This is a genomic window from Diaphorobacter sp. LR2014-1, from assembly GCF_002916785.1.
GTDB lineage: Bacteria > Pseudomonadota > Gammaproteobacteria > Burkholderiales > Burkholderiaceae_C > Diaphorobacter > Diaphorobacter nitroreducens.
Genome location: NZ_MTBE01000001.1, coordinates 344,484 through 363,966 on the forward strand (window position 1 = coordinate 344,484; position 19,483 = coordinate 363,966).

Here is a 19,483-nt window from a genome sequence, read left to right on the forward strand (position 1 = left end):
CAAATCAATGGCTTGCATTGGGGTTTTGACCCCAATCCTCCCCAATCCTTCCCAATCCATGCCCCCCATCTCCCTCAAGACCTACCAGCAAGCCGCGCTCGACACTCTGGCAGCCTTCGCTCGCGCAGCGCGGGTCAAGGGACCGGCGAGCGCGTTCAGAGAACAGACGGGGCGCCCTTGGCACGCGGGAGCGTTTGGCGACGATCTGCCCTGCGTGTGCCTGCGCATCCCCACGGGCGGTGGCAAGACGGTGCTGGCCGCGCATGCCGTGCCGCTCTTGGCGCGCGAGTGGGCGGCGGTGGATGCGCCGGTGACCGTCTGGCTGGTGCCCAGTGATGCCATCCGCCAGCAGACGCTGAAGGCCTTGCAGACGCCCGGCCACCCCTACCGCGCTGCGCTGGCCGATGCCTACGGTGAGGGGCTGCGCGTGTGCGTGTTGGAGGACGTGGCCCAGATTGCCCCGCCCGAGTGGGGGCGCAACGCCATCGTGGTGGTGGCGTCGATCCAGAGCTTTCGCATCGAGGATGCGGGCCAGCGCAACGTGTACAGCTTTTCAGAAAGTTTCGAGCCGCATTTCAGGGGCGTGGACGAGCGGGCGCTGGGCCGCCTGCGCGAGCTGCCCGACGCGCTGGTGACGCCCGGGGATGTGGAGCGCGACACCACAGGCGTGCTGGCGGGCTTTGCGGGCCAGCCGCGCTGGAGCCTGGCGAACTGGCTGGCGCTGCACCAGCCCCTGCTCATCGTGGACGAGGCGCACACCGCCAAGACGGACAAGAGCTTCACGGCGCTGCAGCGGCTCAACCCCTCGTTCATCCTGGAGCTGACGGCCACGCCCATTGCCGCCAAGACCAACGTGCTGTACCACGTCAGTGCGCAGGAGCTCGCGGCCGAGGACATGATCAAGCTGCCCATCGTACTGGCCGAGCACCCCGAGGGCTGGCCCGCCGCCGTATTCGGCGCGGTGCAAACCCAGCGCAAGCTGGAGGCCGAGGCACTGAAGGACGAGGCGGCGGGCGCGGGCTATGTGCGGCCCATCGTGCTCTTTCAGGCCCAGAACGCGGGCGAAGAAATGCCGCCCGAAAAGCTGCGCGATTATCTGGTCGATGAACTGAAGCTGCCGGCCCATCAGGTGGTCGTGGCCACCGGCAAGGAGCGTGGCCTGGATGACATCCCCCTGGCGGCGCGCGACTGCCCGGTGCGCTACGTCATCACCGTGCAGGCGCTGCGCGAGGGCTGGGACTGCCCGTTTGCCTATGTGCTGTGCAGCCTGCAGAAACTGAGCAGCGCCACGGCGGTGGAGCAACTGCTGGGCCGCGTGCTGCGCATGCCCTACGCTGCGCGCCGGGGGCGCGAGGCGCTCAACCGCGCCTACGCCCATGTGTGCGCGGCGGAGTTCTCACAAGCCGCGCATGCGCTGGCGGATCGGCTGATCGAGCACATGGGTTTTGAGGCGCTGGATGTGGCGAGCATGATCGCGCCACCGAGCAGCCTGCCGCTGTGGGACAACGATTTGGAGAAAAATCAGGCTCCAGCGCCCATCCAGCAAGCGCCAATAGCCACAAATTTTGAAGCAATTGCCGCCTCACCCAAGCTGTTGGCCCTGCCTGGCGTGCAGCAGCGGGCGATTGCCGGCGTGCAGCAGGTGGTGGTGACCGGCCACATCGGCCAGGACACCGAAGCGCTGCTGCTGGCCCAGGTGCGCGGCGCCAAGAAGCAGGAGCAAGTGCGCGAGCAGGTGGCACAGCACAACGCGCTGGTGGCGGCGCAAGCTGCGCCCGCATCGCGCAACATGCCCTTTGCGCCACTGCCCACGCTGGGTTATCGGCTTGACGCGCAGGCCCCCCTGTGGCCGCTAGAGCGTGAGGCGGTGCTGGACGCCGTGGAGCTGGACTTGCTCACGCCGCAGGCGGTGCAGCTGCCCGGCTTTCAGGTGGCGCAGGAATCAGACATTTTCGAGATCGGCATGGACGGTGCCCGTGTGGCGCTGCGCTCTGCGGGCAGCGCCCAAATGGCCATGGACTGGGAGAGCAGCAGCATCGATGCCGACACCCTGGTGGGCTGGCTGGACCAGTCTCTGTTCAAGGCCCCGGAACTGGCTGGGCTCACGCAGAGCCAGCGCCGCGCCTACCTGGCTGCCGTGGTGAACCACCAACTGCACGGCTGCGGCGTGCCGCTGGTGGTGCTGGCGCAGGCGCGCTTCAAGCTGACACGCGCCATCGAGGCTCATGTGGGCGACCTGCGCGAGGCGGCCACGCGGCGTGCCTTTCAGCAACAGGTGCTGGGTCTGGGGGATGGCGGTGCATGGCTGATCGAGCCCGATTGGGCGCACCCGCATGTGTTCGAGCCGGGCCGCTATCCCGCGCCCGTGGCCTCGCGCTACGGTGGGCGCTACCAGTTCAGCAAGCATTACTTCCCGGTGCTGGCCGACCTGAAAGACGGTGGCCAAGAGTTCCAGTGTGCGCAGCTCATCGACCGCCACCCGAAGGTGCGCCACTGGGTGCGCAACCTGGACACCGCGCCCTGCGGCTTTGGCCTGCCCACCTCGCGCGGGCGCTTTTATGCCGACTTCGTGGCCGAGCTGGTGGACGGGCGCGTGGCACTGCTGGAGTTCAAAGGCGCGCACCTGCTGAACGACCCTTACGAAATCGAGAAACGCCAGGTCGGAGAGCTGTGGGCGCGCACCAGCGGCGCCCGCGCGGTGTTTGGCTGGCTAACCATCGACGGCCTGGCGCAGCAGCTGGACGCGGCGCTGGCATGAGCACTCCTGGCGGCGCCCCTGGCATCACAACCCCGGCCGTACCCCTGCCGGGCCCCCGCCCCATCGACATCGCGCTGCTCGCCAGCGTGTTCGTGGTGGCCGCCTGCGGCCTGCTGTACGAGCTGGCGGCCGGGGCGCTGGCGTCGTATGTGCTGGGCGATTCGGTGCTGCAGTTCTCCACCGTCATCGGCACCTATTTGTTCGCCATGGGCGTAGGCTCGTGGCTGTCGCGTTACTTCGAGCGGCAGTTGCCCGCGCATTTCCTGCGCATCGAGTTGCTGGTGGCGCTTATCGGCGGGGCGCTGCCTGCCGTGCTGTTCCTGGCCAATGCCTACGTGCCTAGCGCCTTCCGCGTGCTGCTGTACGGCATGGTGCTGCTGGTGGGCACGCTGGTGGGCTTGGAGATCCCGCTGGTCATGCGCATCCTGAAGCGCAATGTGCAGCTCAAGGACCTCGTGAGCCAGGTGCTCACCTTCGACTATCTTGGCGCGCTGGCGGTGTCGCTGGCGTTTCCGCTGCTGCTGGTGCCGCAACTGGGGCTGGTGCGCACGGGGCTGCTGTTCGGCTTCATGAACGCGGCCGTGGCCGTGTGGGCGCTGTGGCTGTTCCGGCATGAGCTGCGGCGCTTTGGCGCGCACGCGCTGGCCTGTGCGCTGGTGCTGGCGGCCCTGCTGGCGGGGCTGCTGGGGGCCGAGCACATCACCCGCTTCGCCGAGGACAAGTTCTACCAGGACCGCATCGTGCTCAGCAGCGCCTCGCCCTACCAGCGCATCGTGGTCACGCACGGGCGCGCGGGGCATCGCCTGTACCTGAACGGCAACCTGCAGTTCGCCGAGCGCGACGAATACCGCTACCACGAGGCCCTGGTGCACCCCGTGATGGCCGCGCACGGTCATCCGAAGCGCGTGGCGGTGCTGGGCGGCGGCGACGGCATGGCCGTGCGCGAGGTGCTCAAGTACCCCTCGGTGGAGTCGGTCACGCTGGTCGAGCTGGACCCGGCGATGACGCAGCTCTTCGGCAGCCACCCCACGCTGCGGCAGCTGAACGGCGATGCGCTGGCGTCACGCAAGCTCACCATCGTCAACACCGATGCCTTCCAGTGGCTGCAACAGGGAGATGACACCTATGACGTGATCGTGGTGGACTTTCCCGACCCCACCAACTTCGCCATCGGCAAGCTCTACACCAACAGCTTCTACGCGCTGCTGGACCAGCGCCTGGCCGCCAGCGGCTACGCGGTGGTGCAGACGACCTCGCCGCTGGTGGCGCGCAGGAGCTTCTGGACGGTGGTCACGACCATCGAGTCCGTGGGCCTGCAGGCGCGGCCCTACCACGCGCATGTGCCGAGCTTTGGCGAGTGGGGCTTCGTCATCGCCAGCCGCCGCCCCTGGCGCGTGCCGGCCGAGCTGCCCGCGGGGTTGCGCTTTCTGGACGCGGCCGCGCTGCCCCTGCTGTTCGACTTCCCGCGGGACATGGCGCGCGTGCCCGTCGAGGTCAACCGCCTGTCCAACCAGGTGCTGGTGCACACCTACGAACAGGAGTGGGGCCAGGTCGCCCACTGATCCCTGGGCCGATGCTGCGGGACGACCCTGCCCCCTGCCGGCGGTGTCTGACGAACCCGGCCGGGGCCGATGCCGTACAGTGGGCGGCCCATGTCCCACCTCGCCCACACTCCTTTCTCTCCCCGCCGGCGCCAGTTGCTGCAGGCCGGCGCCGCCCTGGCCGCGGGGCTCGGCCTGTCCGGCTGCGACAAGCCTGCGCCGGCCGACGTGCTGGGCGGTTACACCGGCATCGACATGGCGCGCGGCCATGCGCTGCGCGACCGGCTGGCCGAGGGCGCGCCCTACACGCCCGACATCGTGCGCCGCACCCAGGTGGTGATCGCGGGTGGCGGGGTGGCCGGGCTGGCGGCCGCACGCGCGCTGCGCCTGGCGGGTGTGGATGATTTCCAGTGCCTGGAGATGGAGGACCAGCCCGGCGGCAACAGCCGCGCCGGCAGCGTGAACGGCATTGCCTGCCCGCTGGGCGCGCATTACCTGCCCGTGCCCGGAGAGCATGCGCGCGAGGTGCAGGACCTGCTGGAGGAGCTGGGCCTGCGCCAGCGCGTGGCCGGCCGCTGGCGGTATGACGAACGCCACCTGAGCCACAGCCCGCAGGAGCGCCTCTACTTCCAGGGCCACTGGCAGGAGGGCCTGCTGCCCGTCGCCGGGGTGGGGGAGTCCACGCTGGCGCAGTACCGGCGCTTTGCCGAGCAGGTGGCCGCGCTTTCGCGCGGCGTGCGCTTCACCATGCCGGTGCTCAAGAGTTGGGTGCCAAATAAGCCGTTGGCGTCCGCCCATCAAGCGCTGGATGCTATGACTTTCGATGCGTGGCTGGCGCAGCAGAGCCTGGATGACGCCCACCTGCGCTGGTACCTGGACTACTGCTGCCGTGACGATTACGGCGCCGGCACGGCGCGCGTGTCGGCCTGGGCGGGCATCCACTATTTCGCCAGCCGCCACGGCTTTCATGCCCCGGGCCTGGAGGCCGATGCCGGCGATGAGCGCGAGGGCGTGCTCACCTGGCCCGAGGGCAACGGCTGGCTCACCCAGCGCCTGGCCGCGCCGCTGGTGCAGGGCGGCCAGTTGCGCACCGGCGCCAGCGTGCTGCGCATCGCCGAGACGCGCCGCGGCGTGGAGGTGGATGTGTACCTGCACGCCACCGACAGCATCGAGCGCTGGCAGGCGCGCCGCTGCATCGTGGCGCTGCCGGTGTACGTCGCCGCGCGCGTGGTGCAGCCTGCGCCGGACTTCCTTGCCCAGGCCGCGCGCCGCCTGCAGTGGGCGCCGTGGCTGGTGGCCAATATCCATGTGAGTGCGCCGCTGGCCGACCGCGAGGGCGCCGCGCCCGCGTGGGACAACGTGCTCTATGCCGACCCCGTGCCCGGCGGGCTGGGTTACGTGCATGCCGGCCACCAGCGCCTGGACCCGCGCGCCGCCGCCAGCGGCCCCACGGTGCTCACCTACTACCAGGCGCTGGGCGACGTGCCGGGCGCCCGCCAGCAGCTGGCAGAGCAACCCTGGACGCACTGGCGCAGCGCCATTCTGGCGGCCCTGGCCGTACCCCACCCGGACCTGCCCGAGCGCGCCACGCGCATGGAGATCACACGCTACGGCCACGCCATGTCCATCCCCGTACCGGGCACGCAGGCTTTTTTGAGCCAAATCGGCCTCTCGCGCTTGTCTGGCAAGCGCTACCAGCTATTAAATGGAGAGCGTGTTCCCGTGCCGCCCACGCCGGGCACGCAGCGCCTGCTGTTCGCGCACGCCGACTGGTCGGGCTACTCGGTGTTCGAAGAAGCCTTCACGCGCGGCCATGCGGCGGGGCTGGCGGTGCGCTGGTAGGCAAAGCGCGGAGCGCTGAGCCTCGGTTGCTTTGCGCACGCGCGCCTCAGCGGGCGTTCTCTTTGCGGCGGGCGATCCGCCGCAGCCCTTCCAGCCAGACCACGCTCAAGACCAGCACCCCTGCGCCGGCGCCCCAGGCTGCAAGGCCTGCGGGGGCCAGACCCATCAGGTCGCGCAGCGCCGGAATTCCCAGCATCGCCGCCAGCAGCAGCCCCACGGCCGCCGCCATGGGTGCCAGCCAGCGGTTGGCGCGTGCCTGAAGCACCAGCAGCGGCCGCGTCGGGTCACGCTGCGCCTGGATGAGCAGCAGCACGCACACCAGCAGCGTCCCCAGCACCACGGCGCGGCCCTGGGCGGCCTCCCAGCCCTGGGCATGCAGCCAGGCTTGCGCCGCCAGCAGCAGCGCGGCCACGCCCAGGCCTTGTGCCAGGGGCCACAGCAGCGCACGCAGGGCAAAGGGCGAGTCCTGCACCGGGCGGGCAGGGCGTTGCATGGTGTCGGCCTGCTCGGGCTCGGCCTCGAAGACGACGGAGCAGGCCGGGTCGATGAGCAGCTCCAGCAGCACGATGTGCACCGGCAGCAGCAGCGCGGGCCAGTGCAGCAGGGTAGGCACCAGCGCTAGCGCGACGATGGGCACGTGCACGGCGAAGACGAAGCGTGTGGCCTTGCGCACGTTGTCGTCAATGCGCCGCCCCTGGCGGATCGCGGCGACGATGTGCGCAAAGCTGTCTTGCAGCAGCACCAGGGCCGCGGCCTCGCGCGCCACATCGGTGCCGCGCTCGCCCATGGCGATGCCCACGTCGGCGGCCTTGAGCGCGGGGGCGTCGTTCACGCCGTCGCCGGCGCGCGAGGCCGCGGTGTATAACCCCATCGCCGGTCTTTGCGCCATTCCTGATCTATGCAAGTGAGCAGTTCCCCTCCGTTTTTTGAACATCAGCATGAGCGCCTGGAGGCGCAGCTGCACGCCCATCTGCTGGATGTCGTGGGTGGGGATTTCGATAGCGCGCTGCAGCGCTTGCAGCGCTGGCGCGCCGACCTGGCCCAGCACATCGAGATCGAAAATACGCGGCTACTGCCCCATGTGCCGCCGGGTGCCCGCTGGGCCGCGCGGGTGTACCTGGTGGAGCACGACCGTATCGCGCTGCTGGCCGACGAGTACCTGCTGAAGGTGCGGGCAATGGCGCAGCAGCCGCCGCAGGGCGAGCAGGCCCGCCGCGCTGCGGTGCTGGGGCTGCTGGATGCGGCGCATGCGCTGCGGCATGTCCTGGAGCATCACCATGAGCGCGAGCACCAGGCGCTGGCGCATGAATTGCCCGAAAGCCTGCAGGCTGCGGCGTGGAAAGGCGTGGAGCCCGGCGGCGCATAAGCGGCCCCGCGGGCTCCAGCTCCTTGCCTCGTCCCGTCAGACCTCCGTCTGCGCCGCGGCCACCCAGCGCAGGCCCCTGCCGCGGCTGAAGTAGTAGTCGCCCTGGGGGCTGATGACGACGGCGCGGCAGGCGGCAGGGTCCGAAAAATACTGCCACCCGTGGGCGCGCTCCTGGGCGCTTGCATTGTTGGGGATGGTCTGCATGCCCTGGCCTGCGTTGTCGTTGCAGCGCGTGACCATGGCGCGCTCACGCGGGTGGCGGCGGTCCTGGTGGTCGCGGTCCCCGGCAAATGCGGGGGCGCCGAGGGCGGCCACCAGCATTCCGATCGCGGCGAGAGAGAAGGTGGTGCGCATGATGAACTCCTTTGTGCCCGGTGATTGCAGCCGAAAGTGACTGTGCCTGCAGTCTGCGCGGGAGGCGGTGAATCAGTGCTGAACGCTGGATTCACCTGCCGTTCATACCCCGCTCGCCGGTGCGCCCGAGCCGAACCGGCCCAGCCCCAGCGTGACCAGTCCGTTGCCGCGCCTCAGCATCCACAGCACCTCCAGCCCCATGCGCTGGGCCAGCGCCAGCCCTTCGCCAGGGCCGGCCACCAGCAGCGCGGTGGCCCAGGCGTCGGCGTGCATGCACTGGCGCGCCAACACGGTGACAGAGGCGACTTCGTTGCGCACGGGGGCGCCACGGCGCGTGTCCATGGTGTGCGCCAAGCGCGCGTCGCCTACCTGGAGATAGTGCCGGTAGTCGCCCGAGGTCGCCACAGCCAGGTCCTGCAGTTCGACCACGCTGTGCACGGCGCGGCGGCCGGTCTCGGGGCTTTCCACCGCGACGGCCCAGGGTTGGCCATCGGCCTGGCCGCCCACGGCGCGCAGCTCGCCGTCCAGCGCCACCAGGGCGTGCGGCACGCCGTTCTGCCGCAGCACGTCGGCCATGCGGTCCACGGCGTAGCCCTTGGCGATCCCGCACAGGTCCAGGTGCACGGGTGCGTGCTTGCGGGCGCGCAGCATGCCGCTGTCCAGCTCCAGCGCCTCGTACGTGGGGATGCGCGCGACAGGTGCCGCGCTGGTGGCTGTGCGGATCGCCTCGGCGTCGGGAGCGTCGCGCACCGCTCCAAAGCCCCAGGCATCGACCAGCGCACCCGCGGCCGGGTCGAAGGCGCCCGCACTCAGGCGGCAGACGTCCAGCGCGCAGACCAATACTTCCAGGATTTCAGCGGGCAGCGTGACCCAGGCCCCCACGGGGGCGTGGTTCAAGCGGTTGAGATCGCTGCCCGGCAGCCAGGGCGACATCTGCGCATCCACCCGTTGCACGGCGGCGGCCAGCGCGGTTTGCAGCGCCTGCACATCGGTGTCCGGCGCCGCATCGCAGGTAACCGACCAGCGCGTGCCCATGGTGGGGCCATGCAGCGCCAGCCGCCGCGGGTCAGAACAGGTCTTCGGCATAGCGTCCCTGCTCTTTCAGTTGCGCCAGGCTCTGGCCCTGCGGGCCCAGCAGCGCATCCAGCACCTGTGCCACGCCCTGGGCCATGGCGCGGCTGCCGCACACACGCACGAGGGCGCCCTGCGCGATCAGTGCAAGCACCTGCGTGGCATCGCGGCGCAGGATTTCCTGCACATAGCCACCGCCCGGTGTACGGGAGAACGTGGTGTGCAGCCCGGCCAGGCGGCCGTCGGCCTGCCAGGACGGGAGCTCGGTGCCGAAGTAGAAGTCCCGTTCGGGATGGCGCGCGCCGTAGTACAGGTGCATGGGGCGGTGGCGCGTGTTGTCGCGTATGAAGCCTGCCAGTGGCGCCACGCCCGTCCCCGCGCCGATCAGCAGTACCGGCGCGCGGCCCGCGGGCAGCACGAAGCCCGGGTTGGAGCGGATGAACGCCTGCACACTGTCGCCCGCCTGCAGCGCATGCAGGTGGCTGGAACACACGCCGCCGGGCATGCGGCGCACGCAGATTTCCACGAAGCCGTCGCGCGTGCCGCTGGCCAGCGAGTAGTAGCGCGGCACGGCCTGGCCGGGCGCGACGATGCCGATCAGGTCGCCCGCGGCGAAGCGGGGCAGGCCGCGGGCGGGCAGGGCAAAGCGCAGGATGGCCGCGGGTTCGCCCGCGCCGCCCGGAAAGTCTTGCCGCGCGGCGAGCGTCAGTGCCACCGTGCGCGGCAGGCGCGGCTGGTAGTCGATCTGCAGGGGCAGACCCAGTGCTTGCGACAAGGCCCGTCCCCAGCGTGCGAACTCCTGCGCGGACTGCTGATGGATGCGCTCCAGCGGCAGCAGCGTGGGCCAGCCCTGCGCGCACAGCGCCTGCTCCAGCGCCTCGGCACACGCGCAGAAGGCGGGAAACTGCCGGTCGCCAAAGCCCAGTACCGTGACTTGCGCTCCCGTGACGGGCTGGCGCGTGATGGCGTCCAGCGCGCGCGCCGCATGGGCCGGCGGCTGGCCGTCGCCATAGGTGGCCGCCAGCACATAGACCTGGCGTGCGGTCGGTGGCACGCGCCAGTGCTCCAGTGCCGTGGTGTGCACGCGCTGGCCTGTGGAGACCAGTGCGGCATGCAGGGCCTGGGCAAAGCCCCAGGTGGTGCCGCCTTCGCTGGCCACGAAGACCAGGCTGTCGGCTTGCGCGAGCGGGCTGTTGTTGGCCATGCGGGGGCGGCTGCGACGGGCCTGCCACCACAACACCACGCCCGTGGTCCAGAACAGCGGGATGCTGGCTCCCATGGCGCCCAGCACCAGCGCCCATACCCACGCGCCTTCGCCGGTGTGCAGCAGCAACGCCCAGTCGTGTACGCGCTGCGCCGCCGTGGCGTCCTGCCAGGCCAGGGTCTGGCCACTGTAGCGGTCTACCCAGCCCTGGCCCTGCGCGGTGGTCACGCGCCAGGTGTCTTGCGGATCGTCGGCCGCCGGCAGATTCAGCTTGCGCAGGTCCTGAACGCGCAGCTCCTGCAGCAGGGGCAATTGGTCGGCGCGCAGGGCGGCCTGGCTGCCCTGTACGGAGGCCACGTCGGGCTCTGCCACGGCATCCAGCGGCAGCAGGCCGAAGGTGGCGGCGCTCATGACCAGGGCGGCAGCGGCGGACACCGCCAGCACCAACAGGATGACCCGTCCCGCCAGCACGTGCAGGCGCTGCGCCAGCGTGCCGCGCACCGGGCCGGCCAGTTGCCGCCATCCGCCCATGCGGCGCAGCAGCAGCACCAGCCCCGAGACCGAGAGCACCAGCATGGCGAGCGCCACCACGGCCGCGGTCATGCGCCCGGCGTCGCCCAGCAGCAGGGATCGGTGCAGGTTCTTCACCCAGCGTGGCAGCAGCGAGGGCTCGTAGCCACCCAGCACGCGGCCGTCCGCGGGGTCCACGCGCAGGGCCTGGGCCTGGCCGTTGTCAAAGGCATGCACCACGATGCCACCCGAGGGCAGGTGGCGGATTTCCTCCGCGCCGGGCACGTTGGCCTGCACGCGCTGCACCAGCGTCGCCACCGGCAGGTCCTGCGCCGCGGGGGCTGCCTGCCAAGCGTTGCGCAGCGGGTCGAGGGCCAACAGTGTGCCCGTAATGCCCAGCACCAGCGCGAGCGCGCCGGCCACCAGGCCCAACCAGCGGTGGATCTGCCGCCAAACCATGGATGCCCCCTCGCTTATTTCAGTTGGTAGGTGAACGACTGGATGTACTGCTTGCCCGCCTGCGGCTTGCCGGCCTGGGCGGTGGACAGGGGCACGCGGATCTCCGACGGGCTGTCGCGCATGTCCTCGGCGGCGGCGTCGATGCGGATCTCGTAGCCCGCGTCGAGCAGCGCGTCGGCCAGGTCGGCCGTCACCTTGAGCGTGCGGCCCGCGCCCACGCTGGCGCCGGTCACGCCCTGCAGGCGCTTGCCGTCCTTGGCGGACAGGCGGTTCCAGTCGGCCAAGTGCTTGTAGTACTTGGCCTTGCCGCCGGCCACCCACAGCGTGCCCGCGTAGGCGCCCTTGGCGTCGGTGAGGTAGACGGCGAGGTAGGCGCCGTCGCCGCCGTAGTTCTTGAGGGTGGTCGAGAGCGTGACCTCGCGGCTGTGTGCCAAGGCGGGCAGGGTCAGCGCGCAGGCGGCGGCCACGGTGGTCAGCAGGGGTTTGGTGCTGGACATGGAGGTTCTCCGGTAAGAGCGTGTGGATGATTCAAAGGGTCATTCGATCTGGCTGCGTGGCGTGGTGCCGGGCGTCAGTACGGGGTTTTGGGCCGGCGCCGTCAGGGGTGCCGCAGTGTCCTGGGCGGGAGCCGCATCGCGGGACGGGGTGCGATCGCGCTCGCGCCGGCGTTCGCGCTCAGGTTCATGGCTGTCATCGCGCAGTTTCATCTTCACCACGCGCAGCGTCTGGGGGTCCAGCTTGGCCTTGAAGGCACGGCCCTGGGCGTCGCGGCCGCGCACTTCGTAGCAGCCGTCATCGATCTTGAGGCGCTGCACCTGCCAGCCCTGAGCGGCCGCGTGCCGCATCACGGCGTCGCGTGACTGCCAGTGCTGCACGGGGGCCTCGCAGTCATCGTCCGCCAGCGCAGGGGCTGCTGCCAGGGCCAGGCACAAGGCCAGCAACGGGGTCGGGTGTTTCATGGAAAGCTCCTTTCGGTGGATCAACGCATGGCAAAGGACTCGCGGTGCACGCGCCACGGGCGGGGGCCGCTGGCGTGCGCGTGCAGCGCATCGCCCAGACCCTGGGGGCCGCAGAACCAGATGTCCAGCGGGCCGGGGGTGGCCTCCAGGTCCTGGGGCCTGAGGCGCTGGCCCTGGGCGTCGCCGTGCACCGTGAGCGTGACCGGTGGTTGGGCCTGCGCGCACAGCGTGCGCAGGCGCGGCAGCAGCGGATCGGTGGCGGCGTCGCGGGTGCAGTAGTGCATCTGCACCGGCTGCAGTTTGGAGGGCGCCTGCGTGGCGCCCGGCTGCCGGGCTTCCAGCAGCGCCAGGAAAGGCGTGATGCCCACGCCACCCGCCACCCACACCTGTTGGCGGCGGTGGCGGCCCCGGCCGTCGAAGCGGCCGTAGGGGCCTTCGATGTCCACGCGCTGCCCGGCCTGCAGGCGTCGGCCCAGGGTGCGGGTGTAGTCGCCCAGTGGCTTGATGACCAGACGCAGCAATGACTCGCCTTGCGCACTGGTGCCCAGGCTGCCCGGTGCGCTGGCGATGGTGAAGGGGTGCGCGCCTTCCGACGCATCAAAGCGCACGAAGGCGAACTGCCCCGCGCGGTGGCCTGGCCAGCTTGCCGGCAGGGCGCAGATCACCTCAACGGGCGCCGCCGCGCCGCCATCGCCCAGCGTGCGCACCGCATGGATGTGGCCGGCGTGGCTGCGTGCGCGGCCGATCCAGCCGGCCAGCGACCACACGGCGGCCAGGCTGCCCAGCGCCAGCAACGTGCCCATCAGCAGGCCCAGCGGGAGCGTCCAGAAGGTCAGCGGCATCAGCGCCACGGTATGCAGCGTGAGCGCCAGAAACACCAGCGGCATGGCGCGGTGCAGGAAGCGCCACGGCTTGTAGGCCAGCAGCCGGGTCAGCAGCGTGATGGCCACCATGGCCAGCAGCAGGTAAAAAGCCATCTCGCCCAGGTCCTTGGCAAAGCCCCGGGCGTCGGTGAGCCAGGGCAGAACGGCGTCGCGTGCCGGCCGGCCGGCGCGGCCCCACAGGCCCTTGATCCAGTCGCTGGATGCATCGGCGCCCCAGTGCAGGATGGCCGTCAGCGCCGCACCGATGCCGGCCCACTTGTGCAGGCGGTAGACCTGGTCCATGCCGCCCAGCGGGCGCTCCAGCCAGGGCAGGCGCAGCGCCAGCACCATGGCCAGTGCCATCAGGCCGATGCTCCACAGGCCCGAGAGATACAGCGCCTGTTGGCGCAGCTGCCACCAGCCAGTGGCTGCCCCCTGTGCATCCACAAGGGGAGAGACGCCCAGCTCGGGCGGCAGTACCGCGAGCCAGGCCAGGGTGATGGCCAGCAGCCAGCCTCCCAGGACGATCTTGATGCGCATGGCGTTTCCTTCTGGTGCGTTGAGCAAGTGGCCCGCCGGGTGTGTGGCGAGCGGCTTGGCAACGATTCTGGAAAAGCCACGATGAACTCGTGCTGAAGGCCGCGTTCATGCGACATTCATCGCCGTGCACGTATAAAAAACGCCCATGAACGCATTGCGCCGCCCCTTCGTCCTGATGGCCCTTGCGGTGGCCGCCGCCACCGCGGGCACTGCCGCGCAGGCCGCCGAGCGCGGCCATGGCGACCATGACCTGGCGCGCCAGGCCCTGGAGCGCGGCCAGGTGCTGCCGCTGCGTACCGTGCTCGAGAAGGTCGAGCGCGAGTACCAGGGCCAGGTGCTCAAGGTGGAGTTCGAGCATGATGACGGTCGCTTCATCTACGAGATTCGCCTGCTGCAGCAGGACGGCCGCATGGCCAAGCTGAAGATCGACGCGGTCGATGGACGTGTGCTGCAGATCAAACGCAAGGAACATTGATGCGCATCCTCGTCGTGGAAGATGAACCTACGCTGCGGGACCAACTGGTGCAGGCGATCGCCGCGGCGGGCCACACGGTGGAAGCCGCCAGCGACGGCGCGCAGGCCCACTACCTGGGCGAGGTGGAAGACTTTGACGCCGTGGTGCTGGACCTGGGCCTGCCCGTGCTGGACGGCCTGTCGGTGCTGCGCCGCTGGCGCGCGGCGGGGCGCAACATGCCGGTGCTGATCCTTACCGCGCGCGCCGCCTGGCATGAGAAAGTGGCGGGCATGGACGCGGGCGCAGACGATTACCTCGCCAAGCCCTTTCACATGGAGGAGCTGCTCGCGCGCCTGCGTGCGCTGCTGCGCCGTCTGGGGGAGCACGCCAGCGCGCAGTGGCAGTGCGGCCCGATCTGGCTGGACACGCGCCAGGCGCGCGTGCTGGTGGACGGCCAGCCGCTCACGCTCACCAGCCACGAGTTCAAACTGCTCTCGCTCCTGATGCAGCGAAAGGGGCAGGTGCTGTCGCGCACCGAGCTGTCCGAGCACATCTACCCGCACGACAGTGATCGTGACTCCAACACCATCGAGGTCTTCGTGGGCCGCCTGCGCAAGAAGCTGCCGCCGGGCAGCATCGAGACCGTGCGCGGCCTGGGCTACCGCCTGGCCGAGGCCGGCGCCACGGCATGAGGGTGGGCGGTTCTCTGCGCCTGCGCCTGCTGGCGGGCACGCTGGCGTGGATGCTGCTCAGCGTTGCGCTCGCGGGCTGGGCGCTGCGCACCTTGTTCCAAGACCACATCACCCAGCAGCTACAGGCGCAACTGGTGGTGCAGCTCGACCAGCTCAGCGCCTCGGTGGAATGGACCCCGCAGGGCGGCACGGCCGTGGCGCCGCTGGCCGGTGATGCGCGGCTGGCGCAGCCGCTGTCGGGCCTGTATTGGCAGGTGGACCAGGTGGGCGCGGCGCCGCAGGCCGCCGTGGCGCGCTCGCGCTCGCTGTGGGACCAGGTGCTGGCGCTGCCGCCCGTGCCGGGCGACTACCCTGCGCGCGGCTACCGCGTGCTGCAGCTGCACGATGCGCAGGGCCATGCGCTGCTGTCCGTGGCGCGCACTCTGCAACTGCCCGAGGACGACGCCCCGCCGCTGCGCCTGGTCGTCGCGGGGGATAAGGCCCTGCTGGCCGAGCCGCTGCAGCGTTTCACCCACCTGCTGCTGATCGCACTGGGCCTGCTGGCGCTGGGCCTGGCCATCGCCGTGGCGGTGCAGTTGCAGCTGGCCCTGCGCCCGCTGCAACTGCTGCGCGAGCAGCTGGCCACCGTGCGCGGCGGGCGCGCCGCGCGGCTGGAGGGGTGCTTCCCGCAGGAGCTGCAGCCGCTGGTCAATGAGTTCAACCATGTGCTGGCCGAGAACGCCGACATGGTGCAGCGCGCGCGCACCCAGGCGGGCAACCTGGCGCATGCTGTGCACACGCCGCTGTCCATCCTGGCGAATGCCGCGGCACAAGAGAGCACGCCGCTGGCGCAGCTGGTGACCGAGCAGGTGGCCAGCGCGCGCCGCCAGGTGGACTACCACCTCGCCCGCGCCCGTGCCGCCGCCGCCGTGCGCGCCACGGGGCTGCGCACGCCGGTGCTGGCGCCGCTGCAGGCCCTGCTGCGCACCATGCAGCGCCTGCATGCCGACCGGCAGTTGGCGTTCGAGCTGGCGCCACAGGCGCAGGATGGCGCCTTTCGCGGCGAGGAGCAGGATCTGTACGAACTGCTGGGCAACCTCATCGACAACGCCGGCAAGTGGGCGCGCACGCGCGTGGTGGTGGATGTGCGGCGCGAGGGCGATCTGCTGTGCTTCACCGTGGACGACGACGGCCCCGGCATTCCCGAAGCGCTGCGCGACCGCATGTTCGAGCGCGGCGTGCAGTTGGACGAGCAGCGCCCCGGCTCGGGCCTGGGGCTGGACATCGTGCGCGCGCTGGCGCAGACCTATGGCGGCAGCGTGCAGGCGCAGGCCTCGCCGCTGGGCGGGGCGCGGCTGCGCCTGTGCCTGCCGGCGGCGGAGGGCGGCGGCGCTGCGTGAGTGCGGCTGGCACAATCCCGAAGTCTTCCGCTATCTGAATCCGCGCCATGTTCACAGGCATCGTCCAGGCCACCGCGCGCATCGCCGCCATCGACGACCGCGCCGGCCTGCGCACCTTCACCCTCGAATTCCCCGCTGGCTTCTGCCAGGACCTCGCCATCGGCGCCAGCGTGGCGACGGACGGCGTGTGCCTCACGGTGACCGAGATGCTCTCGCCCACGCGCGCCACGTTCGACGTGATGCTGCAAAGCCTGAACATCACCACGCTGGGCAGCTACGCCGTGGGCGACCGCGTGAACGTGGAGCGTGCCGCCAAGGAGGGCGCCGAGATCGGCGGCCACCCCCTGTCGGGCCACATCGACTTCACCGGGCAACTGGTGCAGCGGCGCGAACTGGACAACAACCTGGTGTGGCGCGTGGCCGTGCCCGAGGCGTTTCGGCGCTACGTGTTCGCCAAGGGCTACATCGCCCTCCACGGCGCCAGCCTCACCGTGGCCGAGGTGGACCGCGCCGAGGGTTGGTTCGAGGTCTGGCTGATCCCCGAGACGCGCCGCGCCACCGTGTTCGAGGACGTGCAGGTGGGCGATCGCCTGAACATCGAGATCGAGCGCAGCACCCAGGTGGTGGTGGACACCGTGCGCGAAGCGGTGCAGGAAAGCCTGGGCCGCCTGGCGCCGGTGCTGGAGGGGCTGCTGAAAGAGAAGGGCCTGTCGCTGGACGACTACCTTCCGCACCCGTCCAGGGCCCTGCCGCCGCAGCGATGACCGGCGCGCCGCGCGCCCTCACGACGGCCGACCTGCCCGCGTTGCTGGCGGTGCAGCGCGCCTGCTACGGCGACGCCTACGTCGAAAGCGCCGAGGTGTTTGCCCGCCGCCTGGCCAGCCCCGTGAACTGCTCGCTGGTGCTGGAGCATGAGGGGCGCGTGGCCGCCTACCTGGCGGCCTACCACTCGCTGCTGGGCAAGGTCACGCCGCTGCACGGTGACTTCGATGCCGTGCCGGCGCCCGACACGCTGTATCTGCACGACATGGCGGTGCTGCCCGCCTGCGCTGGCCGCGGCCTGGCGCGTGCGTTGCTTACGCGGCTGCTGCCGCGGGCCCGCGCGGCAGGGCTGCGCCACACGGCGCTGGTGTCGGTGCAGGGATCGCAGGCCTACTGGGCGCGCCAGGGCTACGCCGTGCACCCCGTGCAGGACGCCGCGCAGCGGCGCCACCTGGACAGCTACGGCGCCGGCGCGGTGTACATGGCGCAGGCACTGTAAAAACGATAGCTGTTAGCGCTTGCCATCAAAGGATTTCAGAACGTTTTGTTCCTGAATGCCCCATGCAGCAAGCGCGACCAGCTATCTTTTTAATTACCTCCGAAGCCTAGAACTGCAGGTCCGCGCGCAGCCACAGCGTGCGGCCGGGTTCGTTGATGCGCACGCCGCCCGGGTAGCCGAAGCCGGCGTTGCCCGCCAGGTTCAGGTGCTCGGCGTAGTTCTTGTCCAGCAGGTTGTCCACCCCGGCGGCAAGCTTCAGCTGCGCGTTGATGCGGTAGCCCGCGTGCAGCGACAGCACGCCGAAGCCGGCGCTTGCGCCCAGGTCGCGGCCCACCACGTTGCCCTGGCCGTTGGCATGGCGGTGCTGCGCGGCCACCAGGCGCCACAGGCCGCCGGCGCTCCACGGCCCCTGGGCGTATTCCAGGCCCAGGCGTGCCTCCAGCGGCGGCATCTGCGGCAGCGGGCGGCCTTCACTGGTGTTGCGGCCCCAGCTGTAGGCCAGCGTGCCCTGCGCCGTCCACGCCGTGCCCAGGCGCTGGCTGGCGCCCAACTCCAGCCCGGCGGTGCGGGCGTCGACGTTGCGCACGGCCGATTTCATGCCGGTGTAGTCGAACAGGATGTAGTCGCGCACCACGCCCACATAGGCCGAGGTCCACAGCTGTCAGTCCGCGCCCTTCCACTGCGCGCCCATGTCCAGCTGCGTGGTCTTCTCGGGGCGCAGCGTGGCGAAGGCGTTGCCGGCGCTGGCCGCGCTGTTGCCGGGGGAGATCAGCTCCCAGTAGTCTGGAAAGCGCTGCACGTGCCCGAGGCCCGCGTAGACCAGCGCGCCCTGCGGCGCCAGCGTGCGTTCCCAGCGCACGAAGCCGCTGGGCATGGCCGAGCGCGTGCGGTGGTCCGCGCCGGCCGCCGGGGCCATGCCGCCCATGCCGCTCGGGGCAGCGGTAGCGCCAGGCCTCGGCGCGGTCCAGGCGCAGGCCGCCCACCCAGCGCGTGTCGGCCTGGGCCTGCCATGACAGCTCGGCAAATGCGCCCAGGTTCTCGAACTTGGCGTCGCGCATCCAGGGCTTGCCGTCATAGGGCACGCTGGGCGTGCCGCTGCGCGTGTCGTGCGGGCTGCGCTGCGCGTCCAGACCCGTCTCCAGCTGCCAGTCGGGCTGCCACTGCAGCGTGGCGGCCACGCGCGCGCCCTCGGTGGTGCGCCGCACGTTGCTGGCCATGGGCATGGACATGCTGCCGCCAGGCTGGAAGGTGCGCAGCGTGAAGTTGTCCATCACGTGGTCGGCGCGGTTGCCGTAGACCTGTGCCTGCAGCTTGGCCAGCCAGGGTGTGAGGTGGCGTTTCTCAAAGCGCAGGCCCCAGCTCTCGCGCTTGAACTGTGTGCCGTCCATGCCGCGCCCGCCGTAGCGCGCCTCGCCGTCGCCCGTGCCGGCGCTCAGCTCCAGCAGCGTGTCGGCGTCGGGCGTGAAGCCCAGCGCCACGTCGGTGTTCCATTTGTCCCAGGCCGAGGGCACGCGCCGTCCGTCGCCGTCCTTGTAGTCCTGGCCGTGGGAATGGTTGGCGGTCACGCGCACGTACACCTGCGCGTTGCCGGCCTGAAAGTCCACGTTCTGGTCGTTGCGCCCGGCGCTGGCGCCCAGCAGGCTGGCGCTGAGGCGCACGCCCGGTTCGGTGAAGTCAGGGCGCTCGCGGTCAAAGCGCACCACGCCGGCCGAGGTGCCCGGCCCCCAGACGACGGTCTGCGGCCCCTTGACGACGGTGAGCGTGTCGTAGGTCTCGGGCGAGATGTAGGAGCTGGGCGCGTCCATGCGCCCCGGGCAGGCGCCCAGCAGCTGCGTGCCGTTGGTCAGCAGCGGCAGGCGCGAGCCGAACTGGCCGCGGAACACCGGGTCGCCGTTGGAGCCACCGCTGCGGATGGCCGAGAAGCCCGGGATGGTCTTGAGGTAGTCGGCCGCGTCGCTGGCCGGCACGGGCTGGCGCGGCTGCTTGGGGTCGGCCATCACCTGCACGGGCGAGTGGTCGTGCACGGCCGTGACGACCACGTCGCGCAGCGTGTGCTCGGGGGCCGCGGCCGCGTCGTTCACGGCGTTGTTCACGGCGTCGTTCGCGGCCAGGGCCGGGCCTGCCAGCAGCAGCGCGCAGGCCAGCGCGCAGGGGGTGAGGTGCGAGGACAGGGGCGCGCACCGCAAGGCAGGCGCGCGGAAGGAATATGCAGTCATGAGAAATCCACGCC

General features: G+C 70.7%; 16 protein-coding genes and 1 pseudogene. 9 read left to right on the plus strand and 8 right to left on the minus strand.

What is annotated here, in order from left to right:
* Window positions 1-58: 58 nt before the first annotated feature.
* The 3 genes from BV908_RS01595 to BV908_RS01605 all read left to right on the plus strand — a co-directional run bounded on the left by BV908_RS01595 (window position 59) and on the right by BV908_RS01605 (window position 6,141).
* Complete coding sequence (locus BV908_RS01595; RefSeq protein ID WP_103737004.1) at window positions 59-2,758, plus strand: DEAD/DEAH box helicase family protein; 2,700 nt, start codon at window positions 59-61, stop codon at window positions 2,756-2,758.
* Window positions 2,755-4,320: a polyamine aminopropyltransferase gene (locus BV908_RS01600; protein WP_103737005.1), complete on the plus strand. Its 1,566-nt coding sequence runs from the start codon at window positions 2,755-2,757 to the stop codon at window positions 4,318-4,320. Before BV908_RS01595 ends, BV908_RS01600 begins: the two co-directional genes overlap by 4 nt.
* Before the next feature lie 90 nt (window positions 4,321-4,410).
* Window positions 4,411-6,141 carry an FAD-dependent oxidoreductase gene (locus BV908_RS01605; RefSeq protein WP_246867422.1) on the plus strand — a complete coding sequence of 577 codons (1,731 nt, stop codon included), beginning with the start codon at window positions 4,411-4,413 and terminating at the stop codon, window positions 6,139-6,141.
* Between the two features lie 46 nt (window positions 6,142-6,187).
* On the opposite strand, the gene BV908_RS01610 is transcribed toward BV908_RS01605, so the two are convergent.
* The gene (locus tag BV908_RS01610) at window positions 6,188-7,012 is read right to left on the minus strand and encodes a cation-translocating P-type ATPase (RefSeq protein ID WP_281631022.1); all 825 of its coding nucleotides are present in this window, start codon (window positions 7,010-7,012) and stop codon (window positions 6,188-6,190) included.
* Between the two features lie 27 nt (window positions 7,013-7,039).
* On the opposite strand from BV908_RS01610, the gene BV908_RS01615 reads away from it, so the two are divergent.
* A complete protein-coding gene (locus tag BV908_RS01615; protein ID WP_103737006.1) occupies window positions 7,040-7,507 on the plus strand; it encodes a hypothetical protein in 468 nt (155 codons plus the stop codon).
* A gap of 36 nt (window positions 7,508-7,543) precedes the next feature.
* Here the strand turns inward: BV908_RS01615 and BV908_RS01620 are convergent, their stop codons facing one another.
* From BV908_RS01620 to BV908_RS01645, 6 genes are all read right to left on the minus strand, one after another.
* On the minus strand, window positions 7,544-7,861 hold the full coding sequence (locus BV908_RS01620) for a hypothetical protein (protein WP_011807170.1): 318 nt from the start codon (window positions 7,859-7,861) through the stop codon (window positions 7,544-7,546).
* A gap of 102 nt (window positions 7,862-7,963) precedes the next feature.
* Complete coding sequence (locus BV908_RS01625; protein WP_103737007.1) at window positions 7,964-8,947, minus strand: FAD:protein FMN transferase; 984 nt, start codon at window positions 8,945-8,947, stop codon at window positions 7,964-7,966.
* Complete coding sequence (locus BV908_RS01630; RefSeq protein WP_103737008.1) at window positions 8,928-11,105, minus strand: PepSY domain-containing protein; 2,178 nt, start codon at window positions 11,103-11,105, stop codon at window positions 8,928-8,930. Before BV908_RS01630 ends, BV908_RS01625 begins: the two co-directional genes overlap by 20 nt.
* Before the next feature lie 14 nt (window positions 11,106-11,119).
* A complete protein-coding gene (locus BV908_RS01635; protein WP_047349248.1) occupies window positions 11,120-11,602 on the minus strand; it encodes a DUF2271 domain-containing protein in 483 nt (160 codons plus the stop codon).
* Window positions 11,603-11,641: 39 nt separating this feature from the next.
* Window positions 11,642-12,064: a PepSY domain-containing protein gene (locus BV908_RS01640; protein WP_103737009.1), complete on the minus strand. Its 423-nt coding sequence runs from the start codon at window positions 12,062-12,064 to the stop codon at window positions 11,642-11,644.
* 20 nt (window positions 12,065-12,084) lie between these two features.
* The gene (locus BV908_RS01645) at window positions 12,085-13,467 is read right to left on the minus strand and encodes a ferric reductase-like transmembrane domain-containing protein (RefSeq protein ID WP_103737010.1); all 1,383 of its coding nucleotides are present in this window, start codon (window positions 13,465-13,467) and stop codon (window positions 12,085-12,087) included.
* 145 nt (window positions 13,468-13,612) lie between these two features.
* Between BV908_RS01645 and BV908_RS01650 the strand changes: the two genes are divergently transcribed.
* From BV908_RS01650 to BV908_RS01670, 5 genes are read left to right on the plus strand one after another with little or no spacing between them, the layout of a single operon-like run.
* On the plus strand, window positions 13,613-13,942 hold the full coding sequence (locus BV908_RS01650) for a PepSY domain-containing protein (protein WP_011807164.1): 330 nt from the start codon (window positions 13,613-13,615) through the stop codon (window positions 13,940-13,942).
* On the plus strand, window positions 13,942-14,613 hold the full coding sequence (locus tag BV908_RS01655) for a response regulator transcription factor (protein ID WP_011807163.1): 672 nt from the start codon (window positions 13,942-13,944) through the stop codon (window positions 14,611-14,613). The genes BV908_RS01650 and BV908_RS01655 overlap by 1 nt, the downstream gene beginning before the upstream one ends.
* Window positions 14,610-15,992: a sensor histidine kinase gene (locus BV908_RS01660; RefSeq protein WP_103737011.1), complete on the plus strand. Its 1,383-nt coding sequence runs from the start codon at window positions 14,610-14,612 to the stop codon at window positions 15,990-15,992. Before BV908_RS01655 ends, BV908_RS01660 begins: the two co-directional genes overlap by 4 nt.
* Before the next feature lie 47 nt (window positions 15,993-16,039).
* Complete coding sequence (locus BV908_RS01665) at window positions 16,040-16,756, plus strand: riboflavin synthase subunit alpha (protein ID WP_103737012.1); 717 nt, start codon at window positions 16,040-16,042, stop codon at window positions 16,754-16,756.
* Window positions 16,753-17,253 (plus strand): GNAT family N-acetyltransferase, encoded by a 501-nt coding sequence (locus BV908_RS01670; RefSeq protein WP_103737013.1) that lies wholly within the window; start codon window positions 16,753-16,755, stop codon window positions 17,251-17,253. Before BV908_RS01665 ends, BV908_RS01670 begins: the two co-directional genes overlap by 4 nt.
* A 106-nt stretch (window positions 17,254-17,359) precedes the next feature.
* Here the strand turns inward: BV908_RS01670 and BV908_RS01675 are convergent.
* Window positions 17,360-19,469 (minus strand): annotated as a pseudogene (locus tag BV908_RS01675) (TonB-dependent copper receptor).
* Between the last annotated feature and the right edge of the window lie 14 nt (window positions 19,470-19,483).

Bases quoted from the DNA above. Each gene is read 5' to 3' on its own strand.
- BV908_RS01595 (WP_103737004.1), top strand. From the start codon at position 59: ATGCCCCCCATCTCCCTCAAGACCTACCAGCAAGCCGCGCTCGACACT.
- BV908_RS01600 (WP_103737005.1), top strand. From the start codon at position 2,755: ATGAGCACTCCTGGCGGCGCCCCTGGCATCACAACCCCGGCCGTACCC.
- BV908_RS01605 (WP_246867422.1), top strand. From the start codon at position 4,411: ATGTCCCACCTCGCCCACACTCCTTTCTCTCCCCGCCGGCGCCAGTTG.
- BV908_RS01610 (WP_281631022.1), bottom strand. From the start codon at position 7,012: ATGGGGTTATACACCGCGGCCTCGCGCGCCGGCGACGGCGTGAACGAC.
- BV908_RS01615 (WP_103737006.1), top strand. From the start codon at position 7,040: ATGCAAGTGAGCAGTTCCCCTCCGTTTTTTGAACATCAGCATGAGCGC.
- BV908_RS01620 (WP_011807170.1), bottom strand. From the start codon at position 7,861: ATGCGCACCACCTTCTCTCTCGCCGCGATCGGAATGCTGGTGGCCGCC.
- BV908_RS01625 (WP_103737007.1), bottom strand. From the start codon at position 8,947: ATGCCGAAGACCTGTTCTGACCCGCGGCGGCTGGCGCTGCATGGCCCC.
- BV908_RS01630 (WP_103737008.1), bottom strand. From the start codon at position 11,105: ATGGTTTGGCGGCAGATCCACCGCTGGTTGGGCCTGGTGGCCGGCGCG.
- BV908_RS01635 (WP_047349248.1), bottom strand. From the start codon at position 11,602: ATGTCCAGCACCAAACCCCTGCTGACCACCGTGGCCGCCGCCTGCGCG.
- BV908_RS01640 (WP_103737009.1), bottom strand. From the start codon at position 12,064: ATGAAACACCCGACCCCGTTGCTGGCCTTGTGCCTGGCCCTGGCAGCA.
- BV908_RS01645 (WP_103737010.1), bottom strand. From the start codon at position 13,467: ATGCGCATCAAGATCGTCCTGGGAGGCTGGCTGCTGGCCATCACCCTG.
- BV908_RS01650 (WP_011807164.1), top strand. From the start codon at position 13,613: ATGAACGCATTGCGCCGCCCCTTCGTCCTGATGGCCCTTGCGGTGGCC.
- BV908_RS01655 (WP_011807163.1), top strand. From the start codon at position 13,942: ATGCGCATCCTCGTCGTGGAAGATGAACCTACGCTGCGGGACCAACTG.
- BV908_RS01660 (WP_103737011.1), top strand. From the start codon at position 14,610: ATGAGGGTGGGCGGTTCTCTGCGCCTGCGCCTGCTGGCGGGCACGCTG.
- BV908_RS01665 (WP_103737012.1), top strand. From the start codon at position 16,040: ATGTTCACAGGCATCGTCCAGGCCACCGCGCGCATCGCCGCCATCGAC.
- BV908_RS01670 (WP_103737013.1), top strand. From the start codon at position 16,753: ATGACCGGCGCGCCGCGCGCCCTCACGACGGCCGACCTGCCCGCGTTG.